Genomic DNA, 26,670 nt, shown 5'->3' on the forward strand with positions numbered 1-26,670 from the left:
AGTGTGTTTCTAGGCTGCCATCCTATGGGTTAAAAGCCTTTGATGTTTTCTGCTTCTAGCTCAGAGAAGTACTTCACTGTCTTCACTTTCAGTTCTTGTTGAGCTGGTTCGTCGCATACGATCACCGCTTTAGGGTGAAGTTGAAGAGCAGAAACTGTCCATAGGTGGTTTACACAACCTTCCACGGCTGCTTCAAGTGCCTGAGCTTTGTTATGGCCAGTGACCAAGATCATCACTTCTTCTGAGTCTAGAAGCGTACCAACACCGATAGTCAGCGCGTATTTAGGCACTTGGTTGATATCGCCGTCAAAGAAGCGAGAGTTCGCAATGCGAGTGTCTTCAGTGAGGGTCTTGATGCGAGTACGAGAAGAAAGAGATGACGCTGGCTCGTTGAACGCGATGTGACCGTCGTTACCCACGCCGCCCATGAACAGGTTGATCTTGCCGTAAGACTTAATTTTGTCTTCGTAACGCTTACATTCTGCGTCGTGATCGTCTGTGTTACCGTTCAGTAGGTTGATATTTTCTTCTTGAATATCAATGTGATTAAAGAAGTTGTTGTACATGAACGAGCGGTAAGATTCTGGGTGATCCGCAGGGATGCCAATGTACTCATCCATGTTAAAAGTCACGACGTTTTTGAAGCTGACTTCGCCGGCTTGGTAAAGCTCGATTAGGGCTTTGTAGGTTGCTAGAGGAGTGCCACCAGTTGGTAGACCCAGAACGAATGGACGCTCAGCAGTAGGTTTAAAGTCGTTGATACGCTTAGCGATATGCGCAGCTGCCCACTTACCTACTTGTGCTGCTCGAGTTAACGGGATAAGTCTCATTTTGTGCCCCTAGTTATTGGAATTGACGATGTACTGAAACATTAATTCGCATTATAAAATAAGTAATGGCGAACTGCTATTGTTTTAGGTCAAAATTTTGCTTTTTCTTTAACCAATGTTGGTTTTGTCGACGATTTTTATATCTAAATGCTTTTATAAGACGATTTTTTACAAAGAAATTGCATTATGAAACTGACGAATCAATAGATAAAATTTATGATCTAAATTAAGTTCTGCCTTCGCACTTAACCTTGTTTTTTAACAACCTACAGAGTGCGAAATCGCACACGAACTTCAAATATTATGGGTTAGATATGGCATGGCGCTCATTCTTTAACCATAATTGAAATGTGTAAACCAGTGAGGAATTCGGTATGAAAAATGAGTTAGATCCGAGCAAAGTACTACAGGCTTACGAATGTGTGATGAACAACGGTACGCCAACCGAATTTGGTAAAATGTATGAAGGTGTAGAAGCGTTTTCTGACTACGATGGGTACAACGTTTTCTTGAGAGGAAATGGTGTTGAGCTAAAAATTGGCTTCCACAACACCTATCACTTGGAATATGACCAAGAGCATTTGAAAGAGAGCTTTCTGAAAAAGATTGCGACGCTCGCCAAGTAAACGGTCATCACCCAAATATTAAAAAAGCCCTTGGGAGAATGCCCCCTTGGGCTTTAGGAGAAGAAATGAGCTTGTATTGCTCGCTCAGTAAAGTCAAACGAGCTTTCGCCTACTGCTAGAAAAAGGCGAGAACTAGGTTATTGGTTATTAATCGTCTTCAACCAAACTCTCTTCAATGTATTCTTCTGTGGCGTCAGGCTTGTTACGACCATTTAGCGTATGGAAGCGCTTGCGACCACGAGCAAGTTGGGTGTACTTTAGCCACGTACGCTCAAGTTTTGTTTTTGCTTTGCCCGGGTTTTCTAACACCTTGATGAAGTGTTTCTCTTCGCTGTTTTCAGGTGTTAATTCGCCTGACTCTAAGCCAAGCATTGTATCCCCATAAATTGTTAGGATTTCCTCTTCTGAAAGAGTAAAATCGCCAGACTTTGCAAAGCCGCGTGGGAATTTTACGTTATCGTAAAAACGTTTTTTGCCATGACGGAATTCAGTGTCAGACATGTCAACAGCCTCTGTAACCGTTATTGATGAATGTAGTGAACTTACGGCGAAAATTAGGCTTAAATCTAACAAAAGAAAAACAAAACTTTTTTGTCGTCATGATTTTAATTAGTTGTTAATCTGGTTTTATATTAACCAGGAGATGGTTTATGGATGTAAAAGTCTTTCGAACATTTTTAGAGCTGGCAAGAGTTCGTCACTTCGGACGTGCTGCTGAGAACCTTTATATTACCCAAGCCGCTGTGAGCGCACGTATCAAACAGTTGGAAAGTTACTTCGATACGCAATTGTTTATTCGTGATCGAAATAACATAAAGTTGACCTCTGCAGGTGAGCGCTTAATCAGCTATGCCGAGGTAATGGTCACTACATTGCAACAAGCGAAGCTAGAATTATCGCTTGAAGATGGCAAAGCGCTGCAACTAACGTTAGGTGGCACGCCAAACATTTGGGACGCTTATTTACAGAATTGTTTAAGTGTCGTCACAGATTCGTTTGGTGGTTATGGCTTCATGGCAGAAGTGATGGGACGTGAGATGCTCAGTCGTAGCTTGCTAGAGCGCACGTTAGATATGGCATTTGCGTTCGATCAGATCAAAGCTGATGAGCTTAACTGTAAAAAAGTGGCGGATGTTGTTCTCGTTCTGGTATCAACTGAGAAAGATTCTTTAGACACCGTTTTCGAAAACAAATATGTGTACGTTGACTGGGGGACGCGTTTCTCCTCAGAGCATTCTGAGCGTCACCCTAAGATTCCGGCTCCATATTTACGCACTTCAACAGCGCGTATCGCATTGGACTTTATTTTAGAGAAGGGTGGAGCCGCGTACTTACCAATCTCTCTCGTGGAGCCATTTATCGCTAATGGGCAGCTTCACAAGGTGTCTGGAGTAGAAGATTGGTGTCGCCCTATCTATTTGAGCTATCGTAAAGCTAGCTCGTCTGTAGACGCGATTAAGCAAGTGGAAGAAATTGTCAAAGAGATCGATCCACTGACCGCTTACAGTTTTCAGCAAATTGGTTCTGGCACTTCCGACGAATAGCGTTGAATGAAAAGTCAGAAAAACGAAAAAGCCGCCTTGAGAAATCAAGGCGGCTTTGTTTTTATCTCGATGAATCGATAGTTATGGTAAGTCAAACAACAGGGCTGTTGTGCTTTCGTTTGATGTATTGCGCAAAACAACCTTACTCTGGTGTTCAACCTTCGCGCCGTCGCCAGCCGTCAAAGTGGTATTGTCGACACTAAGGCTCCCAGTCACTTGATGGATGAATAGATTTCGGCCCGACTCAATCTCAAAGTTTAGTTCGCTACTTGGCTCAAGAATTAACTGATGCAAAGTCGCATCTTGCTTAATAAGTAGCGTGCCGTTTTCTCCAGTTGGAGTTGCGATAGTCGTTAACCCAGGATTGCGACCAAAATCTTTTTGCTGATAACCTGGTTTGGTTCCAAATGTGTTCGGTTGAATCCAAATCTGTAGAAACCGCAGCGTATCTTGGTTCGATGCATTGTACTCACTGTGGTAAATCCCTTTCCCTGCCGACATGAGTTGGAATTCACCTGCAGGTAGTGTTTTGACGTTACCTTCACTGTCTTTGTGTGCGATAACACCTTCCAACACATAGCTGATGATCTCCATATCACGGTGGCCATGTGTATCAAAACCCGCGCCAGGCTTGACTACATCGTCATTAATGACTCTCAGCTCAGAAAAGCCCATATGTTGAGGATCGTAGTAGCTACCAAAAGAAAACGTATGTTTGCTATCAAGCCAGCCAAAGTTTGCTCGACCTCGGTCTGCTGCATGTCTTACCGTAATCATAAGGCCTCCTTAAGAGAGCTTTTTGTTTAAAAAGTTATCTAACGCTGCTTTACCTGCGCCAGAGAACGCCAGAGAAACGCTTGCTGCCAGTAATGCTAAGCCAAACTCGTAACCGTTGTTTGCCATGAATAGGCCATTTTCAAAGTGGACAGAGAATATCGCTACCACCATCGTGAACGCCAAAGCAACCGCTGCTGGTCGAGTTAGCAGACCAAGTAAAATGAACAAGCCGCCAAAGAACTCTGCGCTGCCCGCAAGTAACGCCATGAGCACGCCAGGACCTAAACCGATAGATGCCATCCACTGACCTGTGCCTTCTAGCCCGTAGCCACCAAACCAGCCAAATAGTTTTTGTGCGCCGTGCGCCATAAAGATAATGCCGATTGGAACGCGAAGTGATAGTGCGCTGTAACCTGCGTTTGACGTGGTAATTTTCTGTAATAGTGCTTTCATGATTCTGTCCTCTGACTCTTTTCAATGAGTGGGAAGCGTGTGCTCCCGTGCTGTTGAGAACAGTTTAGGTAGAGGCGAACATAAAAATAACGGGAGGATTTTGATAAACTCGTTCTAAAAAATTGAATAGTTGGTTTTTATTTATTTAAATCAATGCCTTGATTTTTATATTCGAGTGTTTATTTGCAGATTATTGTCTGTTTTAAATCAAGGTCTGTCATTATTTTCGATAAACATTTTTTCTGTTAAACAAAAAAAGAGCACATGTACTGTGCTCTATTGCTTTCGCTTTTAACAAGGGAGAAAGGTGTGTTAAAGAAAACCGTCAGAGGTTCATTAAGCTCTCTAATGACTCCTCTACATTGTTGTAGTGATAAGTTCGAATATTACGTCCATCCGTCGCATTAATCTGAATTTCTGAGATCTCGTTATCTGAGTCTCGTTCGATAATTCCAATAGAATGATCTACGGATTTACTGGTAATAACCTTTTGGTTTCTTAATACAATTACGCAAGTATGTAAGTCCATGCCAATTCCCTTTAGCCGACGTTGTTGTGATGTTCTGGATCTAACTTTAGTGTACAAAAGCGCTAATGCCAATAAATCTCAATATTGAGTTCCGAAAATGGCTAATTGTGGGCGCTTAAGCAAGCTACAATAACACTATATTGAACGATGCCTATGAACAATAAATGACAAAAGGCATGAGCAAGGAAAGCACTATGTTTATTCACCCCCATACCTCACTGACCTTCGAGCAGTGTCACAAGGCGCGAGTCGCGCGAGACAGTCGTTTTGATGGGCGATTTTATGTGGCGGTAAAAACAACGGGAATCTTTTGTCGTCCGATTTGCCCGGCAAATTTGCCTAAAGAAGAAAATGTTGAGTATTTCGCTGATAAGACGCAAGCCCTTCAAGCAGGGTATCGTCCGTGTTTACGCTGTCGACCTGATAGCGCGCCTGGATCTTGGGCATGGAAAGGTGTCGAGACGACCTTTCAACGAGCGATTTCGTTAATTGATAGAGGGGAGTTGCATCACCATTCGGTGTCTGAGTTGGCTGAGCGTGTTGGGATTTCTGACCGTTACTTACGTATGTTGTTTGAGCAGTATTTAGGTATGTCACCCAAGCAGTATGCGCAATATCAGCAATTAATGTTCGCCAAACAGTTGCTTCACTCCAGCTCTATGTCGGTCACCGACGTGGGGTTTGCGTCAGGTTTTAACAGTACGCGCCGCTTTAACGATGCTTTTCAAAAGTTTCTCAAACTAACGCCTTCTCAAGTACGCCGTAAAGAGTTTGATGGTGCGGGTTGCAATCGAATTGCCTTACCTTATCGAGGTGAGTTGAATTGGTCGCACATGTTGGACTTCTATCGTTTGCGAGCGGTTGAGGGAGTTGAGCTGGTGAGTGATGAGAGTTATCAGCGCAACGTTTTTTTGGATGACAGCAAAGCCTGGTTTAAAGCGACAAAAGGTGAAGGATACTTAGAACTGGCGTTTGAAATTGAAGACGTAACGAAGCTGCAAAACTTGGTGTCTGACATTCGTCGTATGTTCGATCTTGACGCTGATATTTGTACTGTTGAGCAGCATTTGGAGTATGTCGCGCCTGGGCTCGTGTCGAGTAAAGGTATTCGTATTCCTGGTGTATGGAATGCATGGGAAGCAGGGGTTAGAGCTATTTTAGGCCAGCAAGTGTCGGTTAAAGCTGCGATTGGTCAACTTAACTTATTGGTGGCCACACTTAGTGGAGAGTCAGAAAAACGTTGTTTCCCGACTCCCAGTGATATTGCGAACGCCGACGTGAGCTTTTTGCGCATGCCGCAAAGCCGTAAAGAGACGCTAGTGCGCTTCGCCCAGTTTATGCAGGACAACTCAGAAGCTGACCCCCAGCAGTGGCTAGCTTTGAAAGGCATTGGACCTTGGACCGTCAGTTATGCTCAACTGCGAGGGCAATCTCAACCCGATTGCTTTCTAGATAAAGACTTAGTGGTGAAAAAGGCGATGCAGCGTTACCCATCACTGAATACGCACACTGCGGCCCCTTGGGGAAGCTACGCGACGTTTCACTTATGGAATCAATCATGAAAACATTTTATACCGAAATGCCGAGTCCACTAGGAACGGTGACTATCCAATCGAACGCTGAGGGCTTACTTGGCATTTGGTTTGAAACATGCACCACTAAGCCGAGTGAGCTGGGGGTGCGAGACGAGCAGCATCCGGTCTTGCGCCAAGCTGTCACCCAACTGGATGAATACTTTGCTGGTCTGCGCAACGAATTCGACTTGCCCCTTGCTGCGACAGGCACTGATTTTCAAAATCAAGTTTGGCAGGCACTAACGACCATTCCATATGGGGAAACGTGGAGCTATCAAGATCTCGCGAATGCGATAGGTAACCCTAAAGCTGTGCGTGCTGTTGGGTTAGCAAATGGGAAGAATCCGATTTCTATCGTGGTGCCTTGTCATCGCGTTATTGGCAAAAGCGGAAAACTGACTGGGTATGCAGGTGGAGTGGAGCGCAAGCAACGTTTGCTCGCGTTGGAGCAAGGTACACCGCTTTAAGTGAGGCGATTCTCATATTGGGATTAAGCGTGCTACACAGGGGGAACGATAGTGTAGAGTTTCATATTCGTTATACGAACAGAAAAAGGACAATAAGGACATGCCTTTCAAAACGGATTTTGATGCCTTCATGAGTGAGTGTTGGCAGCATCACGAGGAAAATCCCGAACAAATTTATGCTCAGTTAGAAACGGCTATGAGCGAGGTGGAAGATGTTACCCAAATCGAGCGAATATTCGCATTGATGCTGCATACCGCTATTGGGCATCTCCAGTGCCCAGAACAGTTTCTTACTTGTTTAGAGCACTTTGATGAACGCAAGGTTGCCGAGAGTTTGGCATTTCAACGCAGTATTGCCGTTGCGCGCTATTTCGTAGATGGCACTGACAATATGGAATCATTGGAAGAGCAAGAGCAACGCCGAGTTTACGCTTTGATTTCGAATGAACTTTCTGCACTTGTTCAGCTTGAACTGGCGAGTCAATGGTTGGTGAAGGCAGCGTTAGGAATGACGCCGAACGATGCAGAAGGGCCATTAGCGCGCGCTATCGCGATCACTGCAAACAACTTAGCATGTCAGTACGAAGCGCTGGCTGAGCGCACGTGCATGGAAAAATCGAAGATGTTAGAAGCAGCAACACTCGCGCTAGACTATTGGAAAGTGGCAGGGGGTTGGATGCAAGAAGAGCGCGCAGAGTATCGCTTAGCGATGAGCTTGCTTAAAGCGGATAAACCGCAAGAAGCCAAAGTGCATGCTGAGCGCTGTGAGGCTATTTGTCAGCAAAATGGTAGCGACGCGTTTGAGCTGTTCCACGCACATGACTTGTTGATGCAAGTACACTTCCATCTTAGCCAGAAATATAAAGCTAAATTGGATGAAGAGATGCAGCAGCACTGCAAAACGAGCTCGTTGACGTGATCTTAGCGTTGAATGAAAAAAGCCCCGAGCGACTGGCTGGGGGCTTTAGGGTTGTTGACTATGCAGCGATGATTATGCTGCTTGCGCTTTTGCTTGGTATCGTCCTGGTTTATGGTTCATCGCCAAAATCAAGTTTGTTGCGATGGCACCGAGAACAGATAGAGCGATAAGGTGCACATCTACAATGAACAGTGACATCACCACGATGGCACAATCTAACGCCATTTGAACTTTACCCGCTCGAACTCCAAAACGTTCCTGAAGGTACAACGCAAGAATGTTAAAGCCACCCAAACTCATTTTGTGACGGAAAATTACCAACATACCGATTCCAATCAGCCCACCACCCAAAAGTGCCGCATAGAAAGGTTCGATTCGTGAAATCTCAATCACATGATGCAGATGATCGACCGCAAAAGAGACAATCGAAACCGCAATAAAGGTATTGATAGTGAAGCGCCAACCCATGCGCATCACAGATAAAATATAAAAAGGGAGGTTAAGAGCGAAAAATATCTGACCAAAACTGAAGTCACTCACTTTGGTTAGGAAGATCGCCAAACCAGCCGTACCACCAGTGAGCAATCCTACTTTGCTAAAAAATATCACCCCAAGTGACACCAACGCACTGCCGAGCGTCAGAGCCAAGAGGTTCTCTCTTAGGCTATGATCTTTGTCCATAAATTAATTTCCTTGGTTTAAAAAACGCGCCGGAGACAACACGTCTCACGGACGCGATAGACAGTCGCCAAAATAGCAACTAACAAATCGGCCAATAAAATGTCGCGAAAAGTGATGGATGTCGAGTTTTTGGACGAGATTATGATGATATTAACCTGTTTAACATAATGTACACAGATAGAAAAACAACAAGGAAAAGTTATGATTAAGAAAGTTGGCAACACCCAAATCAGCACATTACATCGACTGAGTTGTCACTGTGGAAAAGTTGAGCTGGAACTGGCGTTACCCAATGGTATTGAGAAGCCGAGACGGTGTGACTGTTCTATGTGTCGACGTCGTGGCGCGATTGTCGCGTCTGTACCTTTGAACGGTATTCGTATTGTGCAAGGCGAAGAAGTCTTGAAGCAGTATCAATTTAATACACACACTGCGAAGCACTTTTTCTGTGGCGAGTGCGGTATTTATACGCACCATCAGCGTCGTTCTGACCCGAGTGAGTATGGCTATAATGTCGGCTGCTTAGAGGGCGTCAACCCATATGAGTTGGGAGCGATTGAAGTGATGGATGGCGTTAACCATCCATCTGACCGCTAGGTTATATTGCGATTTAAGTGCCTGATTATCGGTGTTTTTAAGTAAATAAGCCGCTATTCATCCACAAGTGTACCGCAATACTGGCGGCATAACCCAAGGCGATGACGGGAGCCCACTTTAGGTGGCCAAAGAAGGTGTATTGTCCACGCGCGGCTCCCATTAAAGCGACGCCTGCCGCGGAGCCAATGGAAAGCAAACTGCCACCGACACCTGCGGTTAATGTGACCAGTAGCCAGTTGCCCATCGACATGCTTGGTTCCATGGTCAGTACAGCAAACATAACCGGAATGTTATCGACGATTGCAGATAGGACACCAACCATTACGTTTGCCCAGACTGGGTTCCATTGCGTGTACATGACGTTTGAAACCAGTTCGAGGTAGCCAAGTAAACTTAAACCGCCAACACACATTACAACACCGTAGAAGAACAACAAGGTGTCCCATTCGGCTCGAGACACACGATGAAACACATCAAACGGAACCACTGAGCCTAAGCGCTTCAATGCCTGATCATCGCCATTGGCAATTGCCATAGCTGCTTTTTTTGCGAGTGAGTGTTTGAGAGTTTGGCGCAAAAAATATCCGAAAAACTGTAAGTACGCCAAGCCCATCATCATGCCCATAACGGGTGGGAAGTGCAGCACAGCATGGAAAGAGACTGCGGTGGCAATCGTCAAAATGAACAACGCGACAATACGCCTTGCCCCGCGTTTTAGCTCAACGTGTTGGTGAATCGTATTCGGTTTTGTGTTTGGAACAAAAAGTGACATCAAAAATGCGGGAACCAAGTAGTTCACCAATGACGGTACAAACAACGGAATGAACTCAGCAAAGCTGACATGACCGGCCTGCCACACCATCAGGGTTGTAATATCACCAAATGGGCTGAATGCACCGCCAGCGTTGGCTGCGATAACAATGTTGATACAAGCAAGATTGACGAACTTAGGATTATCACCAGAGACTTTCATCACTACAGCGCACATCAAAAGGGCCGTAGTTAAGTTATCGGCAATCGGTGAAATGACAAAAGCGAGAAACCCCGTCAGCCAGAACAACTTTTTGAATCCAAAACCTTTACCAACCATCCACGCCTGTAAGGCATCGAAGAGTTTGCGTTCTTCCATTGCGTTGATGTAAGTCATCGCCACGAGCAAAAACAGCAGCAACTCGGCATATTCCAACAAGTTGTGTTCTAGTGCGGATTTGGCGATTTCAGGCTGGTTGTGCTGAGCAAAGGTGTAGCCAATCAGAATCCAAATTAACCCTGCAGCGAGCAGCACAGGCTTGGATTTTCTCATTTTCAGATACTCTTCCAACATAACCAGTATGTAAGCGAACGAAAAGATAATCAGAGCCGCGTAACCGACACCAGAATTAACAAGATTCAGTTCATTGGTTGATGCAGCAAAGGTGGCGCTAGAGAACAACAAACAGCAGAAAGCCACAATTGGATAGATCGGCATAGACATTTCTCCTTTGTCTGGTTGGAGAAATATTAGCCACAAATGAATGAGTTAGTTGTGAGAGAGCTCGAATTAACAGTAGGAGTTAGGAAATGATAGTGTGCGCCACTATTTTCTGAGTGACGCAATGCTTGCTGCGCCGAATAAAACCGCAGCGGCATATAAACCGTAAGTTAACCAGTGACTAATCTCTAAAAAAGGAACGAGTCCTTGACCTGCCCACATACAGCCTCCGTTTAATGAGCAATGTTGTAATAGTCGAGCCAATTTAAAGGAAATGAACAATGTTTTTTGTGAGTGAAAGCAAATTCTGAAGGATTAGAAAGTCAAAAATTGGTCAGTGAGAGAGAAATCTCATTTTTAACTGGCTAGCTCTAACCCTTTTGAGTTAAAGCTAGCTATATCTAGAGCTGAATGCATTTAGCGTAGGAGCCATTTTTTCAACGGTGAAGCATCAATTGCTTTCACAAGCAGTATGGTTGCAACAATCGTTGCGGGATAGATAAACACATCTTTCGCGAGGTGTTGCAGCCCGATAAATTCAGCGACATTCATCATGACAATTATGATAAGCAGATGGCTAACATATATTCCTAACACGCAAGGAGATAGTTTGAAGACCCAAGGCATGTCGCCAAAATGAGGGTGAGCCAAAAGCCACATAAAGACACCTACAGCCCAGATAACGGTACCGAATAGGAAGTCGTGCGAGTTGAAAGCGATGTCATGTTGCATCAGCCAGTAAGCTTCACCAAAATGCAGTGCCATGCCAAGAATAATGCATCGAACCGTATTGTTTCTCGACCACCGCCACTGCGCTTCTCGTGCGAAATAACCTAGAGCAACTAGCAACGTGCTGAAAAAAGGCCCGTTACGAGTAAAGAAAGGCGCTGGCAGGTCGGTAATGGTCGCGTAACTGCCAGCAAAGACCCCGTATATGTATAGCAATACTGCGGTTGGCAGTATCAGTTGCGCCATATTGATATGCACGAGAAAGGCAATTAACGCTACGGCAATGACCAGAGCCGGAATAAACCACAGATGAACGAGTCCGCCTTCGATGAGTGAATTGATCGGGGTTGACATTAAGTACCCCCAATAACCTTGCCTTTCGGCGAGATACCAAGCCTCAGCGACCGTCTGCCATTGGAATGGCATCAGTAAACTGATCATGCTCCAAATGAGCCAAACCTTCATTAACGGTTTGGCGTAGTTCTTAAGAGTATCAATAGGTGAGTGACTCAACTTCGGCTGGATTAGATAACCCGAGATGAGAAAGAACAACGGAACAGCAAAACGAGCCAGTTGGTTGAGCATATAGCCAACCCATGGTATCCCATCCCACTGCCAGTACGTCAACGCCATCTGGCAATGCAAACCCACAATCGCAAGCATCGCAATGATACGTGCAAACTCTAAGCTGGCTATTTTTTGTTTCTTTGCCATTACATTGTTTACCTAAGTAAAAAACTTAGGTGAAAATAGCAGGTTGTTACTGAAGTAATACGTGAAAAAGTCAACAGACTTGCGCTTACATTGAAGCTGTTTTGAAAATTAAGACTTACTTCAAACTTCTTAATTATTAACCTATTAACGCAATCAATACCTGATTCGTGAGTCGAAAATAGCACTGAATAATGGTTAGACCAGTTAACTCGAGATTGCAAAAAAGAACGATCGTGCTAAAAATAAGACTATGCAAAAAGGAAAAGTGACAAAAGAGTTTATTCTGCAGCGGGCTTTTGAGATCGCCAGCGAAGACGGATTAGAAAGTCTTACGATTGGAGAGTTAGCCAAGCAATGCGGTATGTCGAAAAGTGGTCTGTTTGCCCACTTTAATTCGAAGTTGAATTTACAGCTATCGGTGCTTGATCACGCCAATAAAGTGTTCGCTGATCGGGTTATTGAGCCTGCTCGAGAACTCGGGGATGGCAATATCGAGCGTAAAATTCGAGGGTTGCTCGACTCTTGGATGACTTGGAATCACGCATTCCAAGGAAGTTGTATGTTTCTTGACGCTTGGAATGATACGGCAGATAAAGATTGCCCGCTTCAGGCCGGGCTGCGTAAATCCATAGACACTTGGCTGAGCTATTTGGAGATCCAAATAACGAAAGGCAAAGAGAAGCAAGAATTTGCAGCAGACTTAGATACACGCCAAGCAACGTTTGATTTGTACGGTCTCTATTTGAGTGCGCATGTTTTTTACTCAATTAAAGGTGAGCAAGAAAGCTTGCGTCTGTTTTGGCAAGGGATCGACAACTTATTTTCTCGCTGGAAAGGCTAATATCGGTTATTCGCTTCCCAGATTCGTAGACATAAAATCACAAAGAGCGGCTGAGTTCGCTCTTTCTTATCAGCGTAAAAAGCACGACCGTTCTATTTTGTGCAAAGCTGATAGTTAAGGACATGATTATGAGTGAAAAAATTTACTTTAATACATCGCAACGTTTCAGTATTAAGCGCAGTTTGGTGAACATTAGTACTCGGTTACACCATACACTGGCCCCGTCACATGCAAAGAAGACCGCGCGCAAGCTTCTTCTGACACCTGCTCGTACGCAACCTAAAAATATTGAGCCTCAAGGGCTTATCAAAGGTGAAATTAAAGGGCATGCAGGCATCATCAAAACCTATACTTTGGGCTCTGGACCTATTTGGGTGCTAACTCATGGTTGGTCTGGAACGGCAAGTCAGTTTTATCCACTGATGGAACATATTGCGTCGAAAGGGTTTACTGCTTTGGCGTACGATCATCCGGCACATGGTGAGAGTGAGGGGCAGTATGGGCACATTCCGGGGTTTGTCAGAGGATTAGAAGATGTGTTGGATACGGTCGAGGATATTGTTGGCCTAGTTGGGCACAGCATGGGCACCGCTTCTGCTCTTGAGTGTAGGCACAGTAAATTAGAAAACAAGCCTTTGCTGCTTATTGCTCCGGTATTAAATTACGTAGAGAACTTATTCGGTAGCATTGCGCGTTCCGGTTACTCGATGAAGCTTTTTAATGCTGTGGTTTCAGAAGTTGAAGACCAATTTGGCTATCCGTTACAGTCCATTGATCCGATGAAGCGTTTGTCTGAGCGTCCGTCTCACACCATTATTATTCATGATGAGCAAGACAAGTTCACCAAATACAGTGTCTCGGCAAAAGCGGCTGAAGAGATTAAAAACGTTGAGTTAGTGACAACACAAGGTCAGGGGCATGGTCGAGTGATGAAGTGTGAGCAAGTCTTCAGTAGTTTTGACCGTTTGCTCGATAGTGCTTGGTAACCCTTACTTTTACTGATTGACTCGCTCCGTTTTGCGCTAATTCGATTTGAAAGTAACACCTCAGATTTTTTCGTCTCTGGTGTTGCTCTCCTCGTTAAGAGGTTAAATCCAAAAAGGACAGCCGAAGCTGTCCTTTGTTTATTTAGCAGAAAGTCTGCAAGGCTGAAATTAGTTACAGTTAGCTACGCCAACTTCTTTCCAAACGCCCCATTCGCCAGATTGGCTAGGATCGTCACCCTGAGTCCACCATTTCGCTTCCCACGTTTTACCTGCGTGAGTCACTTGGTTACCACCTGTGTACACTGCGCTCGCATCCCATGCGTTGTCACAAGTACCAGGGTTTGGATCGGTTGTGTGCTGTGCAACAACCACTGTCGCGTTTGCCGATGAAGACGCTTTACCGTCGCTCACACTTACAGTGAAGCTTAAGCTTGTGTCTTGCGGGTATTCCGCAGCAGTGAACGTGACTTTAGAGCCTTCAACCGTTGCATTCAGACCTTGAGGTAGAGTCCAGTTGAATGTCAGGGTATCGTTGTCTGCATCGCTAGACGCAGCTGCATCTACAACCACAACGTCACCAGCGTTTGCTGTTGCTGGAGCAACAACTTGCGCTACTGGTGCGCTGTTCACTGGGTCAACAACACCTGCTGGTTTCACTGTTACTACAACGAGGTCAGATGCCGTTGCACCCTCGTTATCAGTCACCGTCAGCTTGAAAGTTAATTGCTCTTCAACAGTAACTTCTGCTGCATCAAAGCTTGCTTTCGCTGTGTTTGCACCTGTTAGTACCACTGCTGTGCCAGATACTTGTTCCCAAGCGTAGCTTGCGATGGTGCCGTCAGAGTCTTTTGACAGGCTGCCATCTAGAACCACATTTGCAGGACCTGTTACCGATTGATCTGCGCCAGCGGCTGCGGTTGGTTTACGGTTTGGTTGAGGTACCACACCACCGGCCATACCTTCGTGCATCGCGTTTAGAATGTCACCGTTATCCGCGTCAATTTCCCAAGAGAATAGACCAGCAAGACCAAGAGACTTCGCGTAGCTACCTTTTGCTAGCACTGAACGGTGGTCATCAAATGTGATCAACTCGCCCGTAGTACGGTTCCATACCCATGGTGCTTCTGCTTGTGCATCGTAGCCGTACTCGAAGCCGTTAATACCAGTGTTGTTTGCGCCTAGCATGAATGACTTAATGCCTTTGTAGTCAATTACGCCATCTTCCCAAACACCTTGCGCTGTGCTGCCCTTCAGTTTACCTGTAGCAGTACCCGTCATTGGGTCGTTTGGATCGGTTAGCGTATCTGGAGTTACGCCTTCCCAGCCACGACCGTACATTGCTGTACCAAGTACTAGCTTGTTTGCAGGAACGCCTTGAGCAAGAAGAAGTTGAATGCCGTTATCTGCTGTGTAAGCAGGACCTTTGTACGGTTCGCCGTTCTCATCAACGCCACTACCGTCACACTGACCAGGACGCATGAATGAACCACAGTAAAGCGCAGTCTGGTGACCAGGAACGTTATTCCAACCGCCGTAGAAGTCGTAAGTCATTGCGAAGATGTAATCCATGTACTGAACTGCATCTGCGTAGTCTACGTCTTCAATCTTGTCGTAACCGACACCGATAGCGGACGTTAGCTCGTAAGTACGGCCTGTCTCAGCTTCTAATTCATCAAGCATTACGCGCAGTTCACGCATCAGTGCGATGTATGCTGGGCCATCGTTTACAGGGTCGCCCTTATCGGCTGCTGCACCGCCGCCGCCAGGGAATTCCCAGTCGATATCAACACCGTCGTAGAATTTCCAAGTTTTCAGGAACTTCTTAACTGATGCGACGAATGTGTCTCGGTTTTTCTTGTCCACGAAATCGAAGAATGGGTCAGACAGTGTCCAACCACCGATCGATGGGATGATTTTTAGATCAGGGTTACGTTGTTTCAATGCCATTAGCATTGCGTAGTTACCCTTGATAGGCGTGCTGTATTCATGACCAGCTTGTGGGAAGCTCTTCTGATAAGCAGCCCAAGGGTCATGGATAACGACTTCATAATCAGGCACACCTGTACAAGCAGTTTGTAGCGCGTTGAAACTGTTGCCGCCAACAGACTTCACAGACTCATTTGGGCCACAAATTGGGATAAAACCGTAAAGGATGTGAGTCAAGTTGTCGACCGGCATATTATCGACTGTGTAGTCACGGCCATAGATGCCCCATTCAACAAAATACGTACCCATCACGACGCTTGGATCGGTATTGTAGGTTTTGTTGTTTGGATCAACATTCATCGTTAGTGGCTTCAGGTGAGAACCATCGGTATCTGCAATTGTGATTTCAGCTGGTGCGCTTTTCGCACAACCTGTCGCATCACATGCTTCGATTTCCATTTGGTATAAGCCACCTTGGCCGTATTCAAACGAAGCTGTCGTTTGGCTACCAGTGATAGGGCCGCTTGCTACTTTTACACCATCAAAATAGACGTTGTAAGTGTCACCAGGTGTGCCACTCCACTGGTTAAATTTAACAGTGATCTTCGCTTGCTCATGGTATTTCACCATGTCGTAGTAGCCTGACGTGGTTTCCATCGCGAGTTCAATTTTAGAAAACTGAAGGTTGTTGGAACCGTACATATCGATACTTGGTGCGGTTGGAGCCGCAACTGCAGCACCTGATAGCGCTAAAGCAACTCCAGCTGCACATAGGTTAAATCGAATCATAACTTCTCTCTCAATCCTTGGATTCATGTTCTACCTAGAACATAGGCTGCTCTTGCACCAGATAAGATGATTGGATTTACTCCACGTGCAAAAGCATCACACTCAGCATTTCAGAGAGTTTTTTTTCGTCAAAAAAAATTAAGACAGTTTTCGAGGCACTTGAGAGAACTTAACTAAAACTCGCACTCTGTTACACAGAAAGTGTCAGACTGAGTCAATAATTTATAAAATCTCAGCAGAAACTAAAATTATTGTTTACTCAGTAATGAGTTAGTTAAATGCGATGAAGACCTTATTTTGTTGTTTATTAAGGTTTTGTTTCATTGATATAGAAAGAGAATTGAAAGGAAAAATAGCCGTGAAGACGTATTAGTCACGGCTGAAGTGTTCACTCAACGCGGCACGACGTTTAGAGGCTGCGCCGGTTTCTGAGCCCTGAACGGTATGCTCAAATCCTTTACGAATGAATCGCTGATCTGGAATAAGAGGCTCAATACGGCGTATTTGAGGTGAAAGATGAGAGCCTGAGATCTGATACGCGGTCTTTCCTAATCCGGTATTCAACGTGATGACCTTGCCATCGAATTCAAATTCCGTCGTAATAAGTCGATGGTTTCGGTATACCCCATCTTCAGTGAAAACGAGACGTTCTGTTTGGTAGGGTGGCGCGCCAATCTCAATCCATTCGCCGTACACCTTTTCCGGATCAATGTGGTCTTGATAGGAGAGGTGGATTTGATAGCCAAAAAACGTCAACATACCCATCCCGAAGCAGACAAATGTACTCTTGAGGATTTTGGATTGGTGGCGAGCCAAAAATGAAAGTTTTGGTTCTTGTCGTGCTTTTCGCCTTCGGCGAGTCGAGTCCGTCATAGATCTAATTTTCTCCACTTTTTTAACATGGTGGAAACCTTCCTTTTTAAAAACAAACAATCCCGCCATTGAGACGACGAAACTATGATCTAATGTCCACTTTTACATTCAGATACACATCTTATTGATGATTTTGTTGTTTGCTCACATTCATTACTTCGCAGGTTTTCTTGCTCGGTTTAGGTCGCCTGATTAATCCTCGCGAAAAGAGGTTCTCGCTCAGTAGCAAAGGATGTGCGTTATTACGTTGAGTTTAATGGCTTTCAAAGCTTGAGTAACGGAAAGAAACAAGGTAAAAAAGAGCGGACTTTTGATAAGGAAACCAATAATGAATATTAAGGAAAATAGCTATTTTGCTGGTAGTGTAAAATCACTAGGCTTTAACCAGAAAGATCAGGATGTTAGCGTTGGTGTGATGCTTCCTGGTGAGTACACGTTTGGTACTCAAGCACCAGAGCGTATGACGGTTGTAAAAGGTGCGCTTGTGGTCAAGCGTGTTGGCGAGAGCGATTGGACGACTTATCAAAGTGGTGAGTTTTTTGAAGTGGAAGGTAATTCTTCATTTGAGCTTCAAGTGAAAGAAGCGACTGCGTATTTATGTGAGTACTTCTAGCGTTCATTTGTTGCTCGTCATAAAACCACCTTCGGGTGGTTTTTTCGTCTATGTGCTTCACTTATAACGCATCTTTTTGGTTATTTGGGTATATACTTAATAAAAATGTACCCATCGACTAGGGAGGAAGTGATGGCAGTACAACGCAAGCATTCTGATCTCCCTCCTCGTTACGAGGACAAAGATCTCACCAATGAGCAAAGACAGCGCTTTACCGAAGTTGCCAATGCCGCTCATAAGAGACGTGAATTTTATCGACGTGCTCTAGGAAAGAGCTTAATGGGCAAAATGAAGGGCCGTGCGTTTAAAGATCACCCCACTCGTCAGCAAGACAAGCCGAACAGAACGTTGCAAGTAGTGTGGTTAATCGTATTCCTCGTTGTGGGGCTTTGGGTGATGCATGTGTTCGCTTAGTCATTAGCAAGCTTCTGGTACCGCTGGTGCATCAGATGTTGACTGTTCTTCAGTATTGCAGTGCTCATAAAAGGCGTACTGGTTTTTACCAGTATGTTTAGCTGCGTACATCGCTTTGTCTGCACATCGAGTCAATTCAGACAAATCCTTTGCATCTTGCTTATAGATAGCAGCACCTACACTCATCGTTAACTCGTTAATCATATCGTAGCTTCGGTAACCTGTCGGAAACAGATTTACGATCCGTTTTAGGATGCTGTCGAGGTCATCTTTACTTTTTACATCGTAAAGCATGATTACAAACTCGTCGCCCGCAAATCGAGCGATGGAGTAGTCGTGTTTATCTGTTTTTCTGTCTTTGTTGCGAATGTTATTTTTTAATCGAGTGGCGAAGGCTTGAAGTACTTGGTCACCAATATCGTGCCCGTAGGTGTCGTTGATGTGCTTGAAGTTATCGATATCGAGAAAGACCAATGCGGTGATGCTGTCATCAGATGAGTGCTTGATTTCATCGAGCTTTGCGCGCGCCCAAGTTTCAAAGCTCCAGCGATTGGCAAGCCCAGTGAGCTGGTCAAAATATGCTAACTCCTCAATCCCCTCACGATACAGTGTTTGAATGTAATTGAGGACTTTCGTGTAGTAATACGAGAACGTGTGACACACAAACGCGGTCGCTATCAGGGTCAGCATCAATCTCCGCTCTATGATTTCTGTGGCTGTTGGCAGTCGATCTAAAAAAGCGACCCCAAAAAAGATCAGTAAAATGTAGGTGCCACTGAACAGCAGACCGACCTTAAACTCATTAATTAATACCAGAGTGGCGACAATAGGATATAGCCATAGCATCTTGCCTGACGGAGCGTCGTTATACAGAAGTAACAATAACCCTTCGAACATTAAGACAGCACTTAGCCATAAGTCGGCGTATTGATGGTGCCGCTGGACTTTTATTACATAACTGATTGCTAAGCATGCCAAGGCACACAAAGCATGGAAAAAGCTTAAACCCCAGTTATTCTCAAGTGATTGAGCAATGGAACCATAAGTTAAACAGGCAGCGGCGATACTGGAGCATAAAAAGACAATTTTCTTTTTTCTTGTTGAGCGGATGTCCGCCATTTCTTCTAAGCGCGCCCCAGCCAATGTCGACATTACGTATCCTTGCTTAATTAACGTGTACGCTTATTCTAGGCGGTATTTTCGCGATAAATAGAACAACAAAGTTTCCAAATGTGATATCAGTCATTTTTAGTGCAAAGCCATCAGTGTGATTTGGTGCGAGTGTTCAAAGAGGAATGGTGGCGCATGCAGGTTTTCATGACGGTTCTTCATGGCTCTATATGGTTGGACTGATAACTCAAAGTAATGTATCTAGTTAGACGCATTTATATTGATTATCCTAATTCTGTTCGGTGCTCGTTGATTGAGAGTATTGTTCACCAATCTCTGCTCTACGTATCGTCAAGGCATATGTCGTTTCGAAAATGCATTAGAAATATTTTTCCGAAACAGGGCGAAATATTGTTGTCGTTATGACCAATATGCGACTAGAATCCGCGCTAAATCACAACCTCATATCGAGCTTCGTTCGAGTCACTATTTTTAAACTGCTTCACAAAATTGTGAGGCAGTTTTTAGTTGTAGGAAAGGTTACAAGCATGCCTAAAAGCCAAAACATCAACCAACGAATGTCCATCGTGGCATTAGCTTGGCCAATTCTTGTCGAAATTTTGCTACGGACGGCTTTAGGAACCAGTGACGTGTTCATGCTGAGTGGCTACTCAGACAAAGCCGTATCCGCTGTTGGTGTGATCACGCAGATTACCTTCTTTTTAATCATCGTTTCGACGTTTGTCAGTAGCGGTACGGGGATTTTGATTGCCCAATACAATGGCGCTGGACGCGAGCAAGAGTCAGTGAGCGTTGGTGTTGCGAGTATTGCGTTGTCTGTGCTCGTCGGTGTGCTATTGAGTGTGATTGCCGTGCTTGGTGCGATATACCTACTCCCGTATTACGGCTTGGAAGCGCAAGTCGAGCAGTACGCTCATGAATATCTGCTGATAAGCGGTGCGATGACGTTTAACGTTACGATTGGCGTTGTTTTTACAACTATTCTGCGTAGTCATGGTTATTCACGTTCCCCAATGGTGGTGAATTTGATCTCGGGTGTGTTCAACATCATTGGTAACTATATTGCGCTTTACCAGCCATTTGGTTTACTTGTGTATGGTGTGCAAGGCGTGGCAATAGCAACCGTCGTCAGCCAAATCATCGGTACGTTAATGTTATGGTTTATTCTCGCTCGCAGTAGCATTGAACTACCAATGTCGACTATGAAACAAGTACCGGCAGAGATTTACAAAAAGATCTTAAAAATCGGCGGTATGAACGCGGGTGAAGTGCTGTCTTACAACGTGGCGCAAATCTGCATTGTGTACTTTGTGGTGCAAATGGGGACGGCATCGTTGGCGGCTTTCACTTATGCACAAAACATTGCCCGTTTCTCGTTTGCTTTCGCGTTGGCAATTGGTCAGGCAGCGCAAATTCAGACCGGTTACTACATCGGTAAAGGTTGGGTGAGTAGCATTTTAAAACGCGTACAAATCTACTTCTTAGTGGGGTTTGTGGCATCAACGGCGGCAACCACACTGATTTACCTGTTTAGAGAAGAGATTCTGCGCGTATTTACCGATCAACCAGAGATACTCGCATTGGCAGGTTCGTTAGTCATGGGCTCAATTTTGCTCGAGGCCGGACGTGTGTTTAACCTGATTTTTATCGCGGGGCTCAAAGGCGCGGGTGACATCAAGTTCCCAGTGCAAATGGGGATTTTGAGTATGTGGGGATTAGGCGTGCTTTTCTCTTACATCTTTGGCATCCACTTGGGTTATGGCGTTTTAGGGGCTTGGATGGCAATCGCACTCGATGAATGGGTACGTGGTATCATCATGGCAAGGCGTTGGCGCTCTCAGGTGTGGACCAAGTTTAAGGTGAGCTAACGGTTTTCGGTATCGCGCATCACGCTTATTCTGGTGTTAGAAAAAAAAGGCACTGATAGTCAGTGCCTTTTTGTTATTTAAACTTGGGAAGACGTTAGAATTCGCACTCAGCTTGGAACACCATGCGTTCTTTGCTGTATGGATGATCCAGCTCTAGCATCTCAGCATGCAGGTGCAAGCGATTCGCTTTTTCGCCGTATAAACCATCACCAACCATCGGCATGTTTAACCCCATGTGATGAGCACTGTGTACACGTAGTTGGTGAGTTCTCCCTGTTTTCGGATACATGTATACCTTGCTGCGTCCATCTTTGACTTCAATCAGTTGCCAGTAGGTTTCTGCATGTTTCCCGTGTTCAAAACACACCAGTTGACGTGGGCGGTCGTCGGGGTCACCACGCATTGGCAGTGAAATTTCCCCTTCAGGCTCGTTTAATACGCCTTCGAGCAGTGCCATATAACGTTTTTTTACGCCGCGAGCCATAAACTGTTTTTGCAGACTTTTGTTCGCGCGCTTGGTTAAGGCAAACACCAAAATGCCAGAGGTCGCCATGTCGAGGCGATGAATCACAAACGGCCCTTCCACATCAGGGTACATCGCTTGTAGGCGCGTATAAGCAGAGTCCTTGATAGTTTTACCAGGCACTGAAAGTAAGCCCGAGGGCTTGTTGACGACGACCATAGCGTCGTCTTGGTAGATTATCTCTAGTTCTTTGTCTTCTGCCCAATTCTCCGCCAATGGATTAGGTTCGACATCCAGCCCTTGCATCATATGGCCCAAAATCGGCTGACATTTGCTATTACACGATGGGTAGAATTTTTTGTGTTGGCGAACTTCAGACTTTGGCGACACACCCCACCAAAATTCTGCCAACGCCAGCGGTTTGAATCCGTGTTTAAACGCGTATTGGAGCAGTTTTGGCGCAGCACATTCCCCCGCACCTGCTGGTGGAACTGGGTTTGTGGTGTCTGCAAAAATGTCCACCAAGTCGCGTGCTTCGCCATGGCTGTTTAGGAAGCGGTATTGTTTATGCAATTTGTGCTGTAAAGCGTTGGAGAGCGTTTTGCGCTGCTCTTTCAGGTGAGCAAGTTGCTGCTCTAACTCGGCCAATCGCGCTTCTTTGATTGCAAGCTTTTCATCCCACGCTTGCTTTAAGTATTTGAGAACGTTTTTCTCAGCGACACTTTGCTTACCCAACTCATCCAACAAGATTTTGAGATCATCGGCATTGAGCGTTTGCTCGCCCTGTTGGCGCTGTCGCTTGCGTGCGGCGCGGCCATCAATCATCACTTGGCGCTGTGTTTGCTCCTCTTGCTGATAAGCGGCTCGGTCGGCTTGGATTTGCGCTTTAAGATCCGCTAATTCCGGATTCGCGGCACAGGTTTTGTACTCCGCATTGGCGGCGTTGATGGCATCCGTTTCTGCGCGGAAGAAGCCTTCATCGGTCAGCATGTCGTACACAGGAGGGACAAATCCTGGAATCAAGTTTTGGTCAGCAATTTTGCCAGAAAACGCACTTAAAAAGCCGAGATCGCCTTGAGAGCTTTCTACCAGCAATACGCCAAACATTTTGCCTCGCCCCGTTTCTACATTAACCAAACCAAAATCGTGTTCGAAGTCGGTTTGCGCTAATAAGTGCTGTTGCAATTGCTTTGCAGCCATAACGCAAAGAGGATGCGGCGTGTAGTAGAACGGAAACGTAAACTGCGTTGGTAATTCATAGTCAGAAGTATCAGCAGTAAAACGAGTAAAACAATGTTCAGGCGAGTGCATGGTGGGTATCCGCGCGAGTAAAAAATCGAGCGAGGATTGTACCTGTTTGAGTCAGGATTGCCATGTCGGTGTTGGCACTCGCTCTTGGATTAAGAACAAGAGCGAGTGGGGAAGAGCTTATTGCAGTTTTTGTAATGCCAGCTTCCACTGTGCCGGTTTGTCGTAGTAGGCCGAGTGCGGCAAGGTCAGGTACTCGCCATTTACTTCTGCAATCAGGGTTGGATAGCCACCAACGTGTAACTGGCGCATCAACTGTCGGCTAGAGCGAATTTTCTCATCTAGATCGGCTTCGCTTAACGTCATGTTTTGCTCCCACACATCGTTTGCTAAACCTAGCGATTCTGCAATGGCTTTGAGCGTCGATGCTTCATTCACTTTTAACCCGAGCTGATAATGCGCGGATTGGATGGCCTTTAGCATGTGCCATGGATTCAGCCCCATTTTCTCCGCACTCAAGATCGCTTGTGTTGGTAGATAAGAATCAAGAACAAACGCATCTTCGCTTTTCACGCGTTGCAGATATGCTTCACCAAACGTTGCTCCGGTTTCGGTTGCGATACGAGCGTCACTGTTGATGATGTGCTGACGAAATTCAGATTCAATCGCGCGTTTCTCAATCATACCGCCGGGATGAAGCTCTACCTTAAATTGAGAGGTGTCCATCAAGGCTTCGATGAGTGGTGATGCCCCGTAGCACCAACCACACATGGGATCGAAGAAGTAATGCACGGTTACCATGACATTTCACCAGTATGCACTTTTGCACCGATTTCTAGCGCGATTGGCAATTGAGCTTCTGGGTATTTCGCTGACATGGTGTCAATGAGTTGAACGCTGTTATTGCTGTGTTTTTTCGCTTGCTGAAAATCCTGCAAGTATTGTTGCGAGTAGCGAATGGTGTCTGCGTTCAGCTTTGTGCCTGCTTTCATGTGACCAGGGATGACCACTTGAGGTTTAAGCGCAAGCATCTCGCTAAGTTGTTGCTCCCAAGCATTGATAGCGGTTTGGTCAGCGGCATCGGCCATCCACAAATGTACGTTAGAGTACACGGCTACGTTACCTAGAATCGCTTTGTTATCTGGAATCCATAGGTAAGGGCGGTGTGCTGATGTGCCGTGGTTACCACGAATTTCAATCTTATGACCTTCTAGCTCCAATGATGCTTTGTCGTACGCGACAGGGATCACTGGTTTTACCGGTGCGTTTGCGCCCAGCTTTGGTCCCCAGTACGCCAGCTTTCCAGCCAGTTTCTCTTTAATAATTTTTTGAACCGCAGGCGTTGCGATGATCTGCGCATCAGGGAACTGTTGGTGTAGGGCCTCTGCGCCAAAGTAGTAGTCTGGGTCCGCTTGGCTGATAAAAATGGTTTTAAGCGTTTTGCCTGAGTCCAACACTTTAGCGGCAATGCGCATCGCGTCAGCTTTGGTGAAGCCAGTGTCGATGACCATGGCGTCAGTCTCACCGTATACCAAGGTTGAGTTAACGTGGAAGCTGTTACCGTCGGCGTTGTAAACCTCAAGAGTAAGGGGAGAGTGGTTTGCCGCTAGGACAGGGCTTGCCATTAAAACGGATGCAGCAATCAAAGTGAATTTTTTCATAATAAGCTCCTAAAGAATTTGGGGCCAAGCGACGATGGCTTGGGAACGGGAGCTATATTAGGAAATTGATACGCTCGGAAAAATACACAATAATGTGCATCACTATTTCTTATTTCGAGCAAATGTATGGACAGAGTAACGGCAGCAAAAGTATTTGTGGATGTGGTGTATTCTGGCAGTTTTACTGCGACCGCAGAGCGGTTAGACATGTCTCGGCCTATGGTGACTCGTTATGTAGAGGCGATGGAGAACTGGCTGCAAACTCGTTTGTTGCACCGCACCACGCGCAAGGTGTCGCTCACCACCGCAGGGGAGCGCAGCTTGCCTCAGATTGAGCGCTGGTTAAAACAGGCCGATACGTTGACGTCGAACATTGCCGTTGATGGTGAGCTGTCCGGAAAAATCCGTCTCGCGTCTAGCACTTCATTTGGATTCTCACAGTTGATCCCAGCAGTAAACAGTTTTATGCAAAAGCACCCCAAAGTGCATATCGACATAGATCTGCAAGATTCAGTGAGTGATCTAACCGAGCAACGTATCGATCTGGCAATCCGAATTGCGTCAGATCCCGATCCTTCTTTGATTGGTAAGCCGATTGCGGTGTGTGAATCGGTGTTGGTGGCATCGCCGCAATACTTGCAAACTCACCACGCGATCACGCATCCGAGAGATTTATCTTCACACGACTGTTTGGGTTACAAAAACTTTGAGCGTCACGTGTGGCATTTGTCTCAGGGCGACCAGTTCGAGTCGGTGGGAATTGAGTGTCGCCTAACCAGCAATGAGGCCACGGCGTTATTGCATGGCGCTTTACAAGGCATGGGTATTTCGATGTTGCCAACCTATTTGAGCAATATCTATCTGCAATCGGGTCAGCTTGAGTCGGTGTTGCCGGATTGGAAGCCAAATGATCTCAACATTTACGCGCTGTATTCATCGCGTAAACACTTGTCTCCTGCGGTGAGAGCCTTCATCGATCACAGTGAAGATTACTTTAAACTGCACCCTTGGTAATCGCGAAAGGCGTCGTTATCCCGACTTGAGATTCATACAAGATCCTGTACCTTACATGGATATATTTTTCGCAGCGTCATTTAGAGTTTTAGTTAATGTCACAAGTTCGCATCAAATTTATTGCTTCCGATATGGATGGCACTTTGCTTGACCAATACGGTCGTTTGGATCCAGAGTTTTTCGACCTGTTTTTGCAACTGGAAGAGCAAGGCATTTTGTTCTCTGCTGCGTCTGGTCGTCAGTATTACAGCCTGCGAGACACGTTCGCGCCAATCAAAGATCGAGTGTTGTATGTGGCCGAAAACGGCACCTTGGTGATGTACCAAGACAAAGAGCTCTACAGTTGCACCATTCCTAAAGCGGAAGTGGCGGAGATTGTGCAAGCGGCTCGTGAAATTGATGGAGCGAACATCGTATTGTGTGGCAAGCGCTCGGCGTACATCGAAACGCATGATCAGCAATCACTGGAAGAGTTTCAAAAGTACTACCATCGCTGTGAAACGGTGACGGATTTGCTTGAGGTCGAAGACGAGTTCATCAAGGTAGCGATTTGTCACTTTGACGGTTCGGAAGAGCTCCTGTTCCCGACCATGAACACGAAGTTTGGCGCAACGCATAAAGTTGTAGTGAGCGCAAAAATTTGGCTGGATGTGATGAATGCCGAGGCGTCTAAAGGCGCGGCCATTAAGCATCTTCAAGAGACGATGAATTTTACTCCGGCCGAAACCATGACGTTTGGTGATTACCTCAATGACCTCGAAATGCTGCAAGTCAGTGAGCATTCGTACGCGGTTGCCAATGCGCATGAAGAGATTAAGAAAATCGCTCGTTATTCTGCGCCAAGCAACCAAGAGGCTGGGGTACTCAAAGTGATTAAAGAGAAAGTGTTAGCGAAGTAACGCTCATTTATTCGATGTTATTTTCTTCTTCAC

27 protein-coding genes are annotated in these 26,670 nt (G+C 45.6%); 13 read left to right on the top strand and 14 right to left on the bottom strand.

What is annotated here, in order from left to right:
- Positions 1 to 29 precede the first annotated feature (29 nt).
- Positions 30 to 830 carry a glucosamine-6-phosphate deaminase gene (gene nagB / locus UQW94_RS05695; RefSeq protein WP_005374441.1) on the bottom strand — a complete coding sequence of 267 codons (801 nt, stop codon included), beginning with the start codon at positions 828 to 830 and terminating at the stop codon, positions 30 to 32.
- Positions 831 to 1,204: 374 nt separating this feature from the next.
- Here nagB and UQW94_RS05700 point away from each other — a divergent pair, with 374 nt between their 5' ends.
- Positions 1,205 to 1,456, top strand: coding sequence for a DUF3081 domain-containing protein (locus tag UQW94_RS05700; RefSeq protein ID WP_005374440.1), 252 nt, complete (start codon positions 1,205 to 1,207; stop codon positions 1,454 to 1,456).
- Positions 1,457 to 1,603: 147 nt separating this feature from the next.
- On the opposite strand, the gene UQW94_RS05705 is transcribed toward UQW94_RS05700, so the two are convergent.
- Positions 1,604 to 1,957, bottom strand: a complete 354-nt coding sequence (locus UQW94_RS05705; protein ID WP_005374439.1) for a DUF413 domain-containing protein — start codon at positions 1,955 to 1,957, stop codon at positions 1,604 to 1,606.
- Positions 1,958 to 2,106: 149 nt separating this feature from the next.
- Here UQW94_RS05705 and UQW94_RS05710 point away from each other — a divergent pair, with 149 nt between their 5' ends.
- Positions 2,107 to 3,000, top strand: a complete 894-nt coding sequence (locus UQW94_RS05710; RefSeq protein WP_005374436.1) for a LysR family transcriptional regulator — start codon at positions 2,107 to 2,109, stop codon at positions 2,998 to 3,000.
- An 81-nt stretch (positions 3,001 to 3,081) separates the two neighbouring features.
- Here the strand turns inward: UQW94_RS05710 and UQW94_RS05715 are convergent, their stop codons facing one another.
- The 3 genes from UQW94_RS05715 to UQW94_RS05725 form a co-directional block, all read right to left on the bottom strand.
- Positions 3,082 to 3,777 carry a pirin family protein gene (locus UQW94_RS05715; RefSeq protein ID WP_017821043.1) on the bottom strand — a complete coding sequence of 232 codons (696 nt, stop codon included), beginning with the start codon at positions 3,775 to 3,777 and terminating at the stop codon, positions 3,082 to 3,084.
- A gap of 9 nt (positions 3,778 to 3,786) precedes the next feature.
- Positions 3,787 to 4,230 (bottom strand): DoxX family protein, encoded by a 444-nt coding sequence (locus UQW94_RS05720; protein ID WP_005374434.1) that lies wholly within the window; start codon positions 4,228 to 4,230, stop codon positions 3,787 to 3,789.
- 325 nt (positions 4,231 to 4,555) lie between these two features.
- The gene (locus tag UQW94_RS05725; RefSeq protein ID WP_017633816.1) at positions 4,556 to 4,759 is read right to left on the bottom strand and encodes a hypothetical protein; all 204 of its coding nucleotides are present in this window, start codon (positions 4,757 to 4,759) and stop codon (positions 4,556 to 4,558) included.
- Positions 4,760 to 4,953: 194 nt separating this feature from the next.
- On the opposite strand from UQW94_RS05725, the gene UQW94_RS05730 reads away from it, so the two are divergent.
- The 3 genes from UQW94_RS05730 (at position 4,954) to UQW94_RS05740 (ending at position 7,719) form a co-directional block, all read left to right on the top strand.
- Positions 4,954 to 6,321: an AlkA N-terminal domain-containing protein gene (locus UQW94_RS05730; RefSeq protein ID WP_065275580.1), complete on the top strand. Its 1,368-nt coding sequence runs from the start codon at positions 4,954 to 4,956 to the stop codon at positions 6,319 to 6,321.
- The gene (locus UQW94_RS05735; protein ID WP_005374431.1) at positions 6,318 to 6,800 is read left to right on the top strand and encodes a methylated-DNA--[protein]-cysteine S-methyltransferase; all 483 of its coding nucleotides are present in this window, start codon (positions 6,318 to 6,320) and stop codon (positions 6,798 to 6,800) included. The genes UQW94_RS05730 and UQW94_RS05735 overlap by 4 nt, the downstream gene beginning before the upstream one ends.
- A gap of 100 nt (positions 6,801 to 6,900) precedes the next feature.
- A complete protein-coding gene (locus UQW94_RS05740) occupies positions 6,901 to 7,719 on the top strand; it encodes a hypothetical protein (RefSeq protein ID WP_322142079.1) in 819 nt (272 codons plus the stop codon).
- 72 nt (positions 7,720 to 7,791) lie between these two features.
- Here the strand turns inward: UQW94_RS05740 and UQW94_RS05745 are convergent, their stop codons facing one another.
- Positions 7,792 to 8,400 carry a YitT family protein gene (locus UQW94_RS05745; protein WP_005374427.1) on the bottom strand — a complete coding sequence of 203 codons (609 nt, stop codon included), beginning with the start codon at positions 8,398 to 8,400 and terminating at the stop codon, positions 7,792 to 7,794.
- Positions 8,401 to 8,601: 201 nt separating this feature from the next.
- Between UQW94_RS05745 and UQW94_RS05750 the strand changes: the two genes are divergently transcribed.
- Positions 8,602 to 8,997, top strand: a complete 396-nt coding sequence (locus tag UQW94_RS05750; protein WP_033907219.1) for a GFA family protein — start codon at positions 8,602 to 8,604, stop codon at positions 8,995 to 8,997.
- A 37-nt stretch (positions 8,998 to 9,034) separates the two neighbouring features.
- Here the strand turns inward: UQW94_RS05750 and nhaD are convergent, their stop codons facing one another.
- Both nhaD and UQW94_RS05760 read right to left on the bottom strand, forming a co-directional pair.
- Positions 9,035 to 10,465: a sodium:proton antiporter NhaD gene (gene nhaD / locus UQW94_RS05755; RefSeq protein WP_054576508.1), complete on the bottom strand. Its 1,431-nt coding sequence runs from the start codon at positions 10,463 to 10,465 to the stop codon at positions 9,035 to 9,037.
- A gap of 420 nt (positions 10,466 to 10,885) precedes the next feature.
- Positions 10,886 to 11,911, bottom strand: a complete 1,026-nt coding sequence (locus UQW94_RS05760; RefSeq protein ID WP_322142080.1) for an acyltransferase — start codon at positions 11,909 to 11,911, stop codon at positions 10,886 to 10,888.
- Between the two features lie 250 nt (positions 11,912 to 12,161).
- Between UQW94_RS05760 and UQW94_RS05765 the strand changes: the two genes are divergently transcribed.
- Positions 12,162 to 12,752: a TetR/AcrR family transcriptional regulator gene (locus tag UQW94_RS05765; RefSeq protein WP_047102492.1), complete on the top strand. Its 591-nt coding sequence runs from the start codon at positions 12,162 to 12,164 to the stop codon at positions 12,750 to 12,752.
- A 128-nt stretch (positions 12,753 to 12,880) separates the two neighbouring features.
- Positions 12,881 to 13,738, top strand: a complete 858-nt coding sequence (locus UQW94_RS05770) for an alpha/beta hydrolase (RefSeq protein WP_017633823.1) — start codon at positions 12,881 to 12,883, stop codon at positions 13,736 to 13,738.
- 168 nt (positions 13,739 to 13,906) lie between these two features.
- Here the strand turns inward: UQW94_RS05770 and UQW94_RS05775 are convergent, their stop codons facing one another.
- Positions 13,907 to 16,453 (bottom strand): glycosyl hydrolase family 18 protein, encoded by a 2,547-nt coding sequence (locus UQW94_RS05775; RefSeq protein WP_322142081.1) that lies wholly within the window; start codon positions 16,451 to 16,453, stop codon positions 13,907 to 13,909.
- Between the two features lie 369 nt (positions 16,454 to 16,822).
- On the bottom strand, positions 16,823 to 17,326 hold the full coding sequence (locus tag UQW94_RS05780; RefSeq protein WP_053308095.1) for a DUF2850 domain-containing protein: 504 nt from the start codon (positions 17,324 to 17,326) through the stop codon (positions 16,823 to 16,825).
- Between the two features lie 328 nt (positions 17,327 to 17,654).
- Here UQW94_RS05780 and UQW94_RS05785 point away from each other — a divergent pair, with 328 nt between their 5' ends.
- Together UQW94_RS05785 and UQW94_RS05790 are read left to right on the top strand one after the other, a co-directional pair.
- A complete protein-coding gene (locus UQW94_RS05785; RefSeq protein ID WP_005383244.1) occupies positions 17,655 to 17,939 on the top strand; it encodes a pyrimidine/purine nucleoside phosphorylase in 285 nt (94 codons plus the stop codon).
- A 132-nt stretch (positions 17,940 to 18,071) separates the two neighbouring features.
- Entirely contained in the window at positions 18,072 to 18,353 is a 282-nt protein-coding gene (locus tag UQW94_RS05790) for a hypothetical protein (RefSeq protein WP_005374405.1), read from the top strand.
- Positions 18,354 to 18,356: 3 nt separating this feature from the next.
- On the opposite strand, the gene UQW94_RS05795 is transcribed toward UQW94_RS05790, so the two are convergent.
- Positions 18,357 to 19,505: a GGDEF domain-containing protein gene (locus tag UQW94_RS05795; protein ID WP_025768745.1), complete on the bottom strand. Its 1,149-nt coding sequence runs from the start codon at positions 19,503 to 19,505 to the stop codon at positions 18,357 to 18,359.
- Positions 19,506 to 20,011: 506 nt separating this feature from the next.
- On the opposite strand from UQW94_RS05795, the gene UQW94_RS05800 reads away from it, so the two are divergent.
- The gene (locus UQW94_RS05800; RefSeq protein WP_322142082.1) at positions 20,012 to 21,352 is read left to right on the top strand and encodes an MATE family efflux transporter; all 1,341 of its coding nucleotides are present in this window, start codon (positions 20,012 to 20,014) and stop codon (positions 21,350 to 21,352) included.
- Positions 21,353 to 21,446: 94 nt separating this feature from the next.
- Here the strand turns inward: UQW94_RS05800 and UQW94_RS05805 are convergent, their stop codons facing one another.
- The 3 genes from UQW94_RS05805 to UQW94_RS05815 all read right to left on the bottom strand — a co-directional run bounded on the left by UQW94_RS05805 (position 21,447) and on the right by UQW94_RS05815 (position 24,724).
- Positions 21,447 to 23,126: an RluA family pseudouridine synthase gene (locus UQW94_RS05805; protein WP_322142083.1), complete on the bottom strand. Its 1,680-nt coding sequence runs from the start codon at positions 23,124 to 23,126 to the stop codon at positions 21,447 to 21,449.
- A 117-nt stretch (positions 23,127 to 23,243) separates the two neighbouring features.
- Positions 23,244 to 23,864, bottom strand: a complete 621-nt coding sequence (locus UQW94_RS05810; protein WP_005497686.1) for a DsbA family protein — start codon at positions 23,862 to 23,864, stop codon at positions 23,244 to 23,246.
- Positions 23,858 to 24,724, bottom strand: a complete 867-nt coding sequence (locus UQW94_RS05815) for an MBL fold metallo-hydrolase (protein ID WP_005497688.1) — start codon at positions 24,722 to 24,724, stop codon at positions 23,858 to 23,860. The genes UQW94_RS05810 and UQW94_RS05815 overlap by 7 nt, the downstream gene beginning before the upstream one ends.
- Positions 24,725 to 24,850: 126 nt before the next feature.
- Between UQW94_RS05815 and UQW94_RS05820 the strand changes: the two genes are divergently transcribed.
- Together UQW94_RS05820 and UQW94_RS05825 are read left to right on the top strand one after the other, a co-directional pair.
- On the top strand, positions 24,851 to 25,738 hold the full coding sequence (locus tag UQW94_RS05820) for a LysR family transcriptional regulator (RefSeq protein WP_025553238.1): 888 nt from the start codon (positions 24,851 to 24,853) through the stop codon (positions 25,736 to 25,738).
- Positions 25,739 to 25,833: 95 nt separating this feature from the next.
- The gene (locus UQW94_RS05825) at positions 25,834 to 26,637 is read left to right on the top strand and encodes a Cof-type HAD-IIB family hydrolase (protein WP_047706325.1); all 804 of its coding nucleotides are present in this window, start codon (positions 25,834 to 25,836) and stop codon (positions 26,635 to 26,637) included.
- Positions 26,638 to 26,670 lie beyond the last annotated feature (33 nt).

The sequence above is a fragment of the Vibrio sp. PBL-C16 genome, assembly GCF_034321865.1.
Classification (GTDB): Bacteria; Pseudomonadota; Gammaproteobacteria; order Enterobacterales; family Vibrionaceae; genus Vibrio; species Vibrio alginolyticus.

Coding starts and splice junctions, on each gene's coding strand:
- nagB (WP_005374441.1), bottom strand. CDS start 830: ATGAGACTTATCCCGTTAACTCGAGCAGCACAAGTAGGTAAGTGGGCA.
- UQW94_RS05700 (WP_005374440.1), top strand. CDS start 1,205: ATGAAAAATGAGTTAGATCCGAGCAAAGTACTACAGGCTTACGAATGT.
- UQW94_RS05705 (WP_005374439.1), bottom strand. CDS start 1,957: ATGTCTGACACTGAATTCCGTCATGGCAAAAAACGTTTTTACGATAAC.
- UQW94_RS05710 (WP_005374436.1), top strand. CDS start 2,107: ATGGATGTAAAAGTCTTTCGAACATTTTTAGAGCTGGCAAGAGTTCGT.
- UQW94_RS05715 (WP_017821043.1), bottom strand. CDS start 3,777: ATGATTACGGTAAGACATGCAGCAGACCGAGGTCGAGCAAACTTTGGC.
- UQW94_RS05720 (WP_005374434.1), bottom strand. CDS start 4,230: ATGAAAGCACTATTACAGAAAATTACCACGTCAAACGCAGGTTACAGC.
- UQW94_RS05725 (WP_017633816.1), bottom strand. CDS start 4,759: ATGGACTTACATACTTGCGTAATTGTATTAAGAAACCAAAAGGTTATT.
- UQW94_RS05730 (WP_065275580.1), top strand. CDS start 4,954: ATGTTTATTCACCCCCATACCTCACTGACCTTCGAGCAGTGTCACAAG.
- UQW94_RS05735 (WP_005374431.1), top strand. CDS start 6,318: ATGAAAACATTTTATACCGAAATGCCGAGTCCACTAGGAACGGTGACT.
- UQW94_RS05740 (WP_322142079.1), top strand. CDS start 6,901: ATGCCTTTCAAAACGGATTTTGATGCCTTCATGAGTGAGTGTTGGCAG.
- UQW94_RS05745 (WP_005374427.1), bottom strand. CDS start 8,400: ATGGACAAAGATCATAGCCTAAGAGAGAACCTCTTGGCTCTGACGCTC.
- UQW94_RS05750 (WP_033907219.1), top strand. CDS start 8,602: ATGATTAAGAAAGTTGGCAACACCCAAATCAGCACATTACATCGACTG.
- nhaD (WP_054576508.1), bottom strand. CDS start 10,465: ATGCCGATCTATCCAATTGTGGCTTTCTGCTGTTTGTTGTTCTCTAGC.
- UQW94_RS05760 (WP_322142080.1), bottom strand. CDS start 11,911: ATGGCAAAGAAACAAAAAATAGCCAGCTTAGAGTTTGCACGTATCATT.
- UQW94_RS05765 (WP_047102492.1), top strand. CDS start 12,162: ATGCAAAAAGGAAAAGTGACAAAAGAGTTTATTCTGCAGCGGGCTTTT.
- UQW94_RS05770 (WP_017633823.1), top strand. CDS start 12,881: ATGAGTGAAAAAATTTACTTTAATACATCGCAACGTTTCAGTATTAAG.
- UQW94_RS05775 (WP_322142081.1), bottom strand. CDS start 16,453: ATGATTCGATTTAACCTATGTGCAGCTGGAGTTGCTTTAGCGCTATCA.
- UQW94_RS05780 (WP_053308095.1), bottom strand. CDS start 17,326: ATGACGGACTCGACTCGCCGAAGGCGAAAAGCACGACAAGAACCAAAA.
- UQW94_RS05785 (WP_005383244.1), top strand. CDS start 17,655: ATGAATATTAAGGAAAATAGCTATTTTGCTGGTAGTGTAAAATCACTA.
- UQW94_RS05790 (WP_005374405.1), top strand. CDS start 18,072: ATGGCAGTACAACGCAAGCATTCTGATCTCCCTCCTCGTTACGAGGAC.
- UQW94_RS05795 (WP_025768745.1), bottom strand. CDS start 19,505: ATGTCGACATTGGCTGGGGCGCGCTTAGAAGAAATGGCGGACATCCGC.
- UQW94_RS05800 (WP_322142082.1), top strand. CDS start 20,012: ATGCCTAAAAGCCAAAACATCAACCAACGAATGTCCATCGTGGCATTA.
- UQW94_RS05805 (WP_322142083.1), bottom strand. CDS start 23,126: ATGCACTCGCCTGAACATTGTTTTACTCGTTTTACTGCTGATACTTCT.
- UQW94_RS05810 (WP_005497686.1), bottom strand. CDS start 23,864: ATGGTAACCGTGCATTACTTCTTCGATCCCATGTGTGGTTGGTGCTAC.
- UQW94_RS05815 (WP_005497688.1), bottom strand. CDS start 24,724: ATGAAAAAATTCACTTTGATTGCTGCATCCGTTTTAATGGCAAGCCCT.
- UQW94_RS05820 (WP_025553238.1), top strand. CDS start 24,851: ATGGACAGAGTAACGGCAGCAAAAGTATTTGTGGATGTGGTGTATTCT.
- UQW94_RS05825 (WP_047706325.1), top strand. CDS start 25,834: ATGTCACAAGTTCGCATCAAATTTATTGCTTCCGATATGGATGGCACT.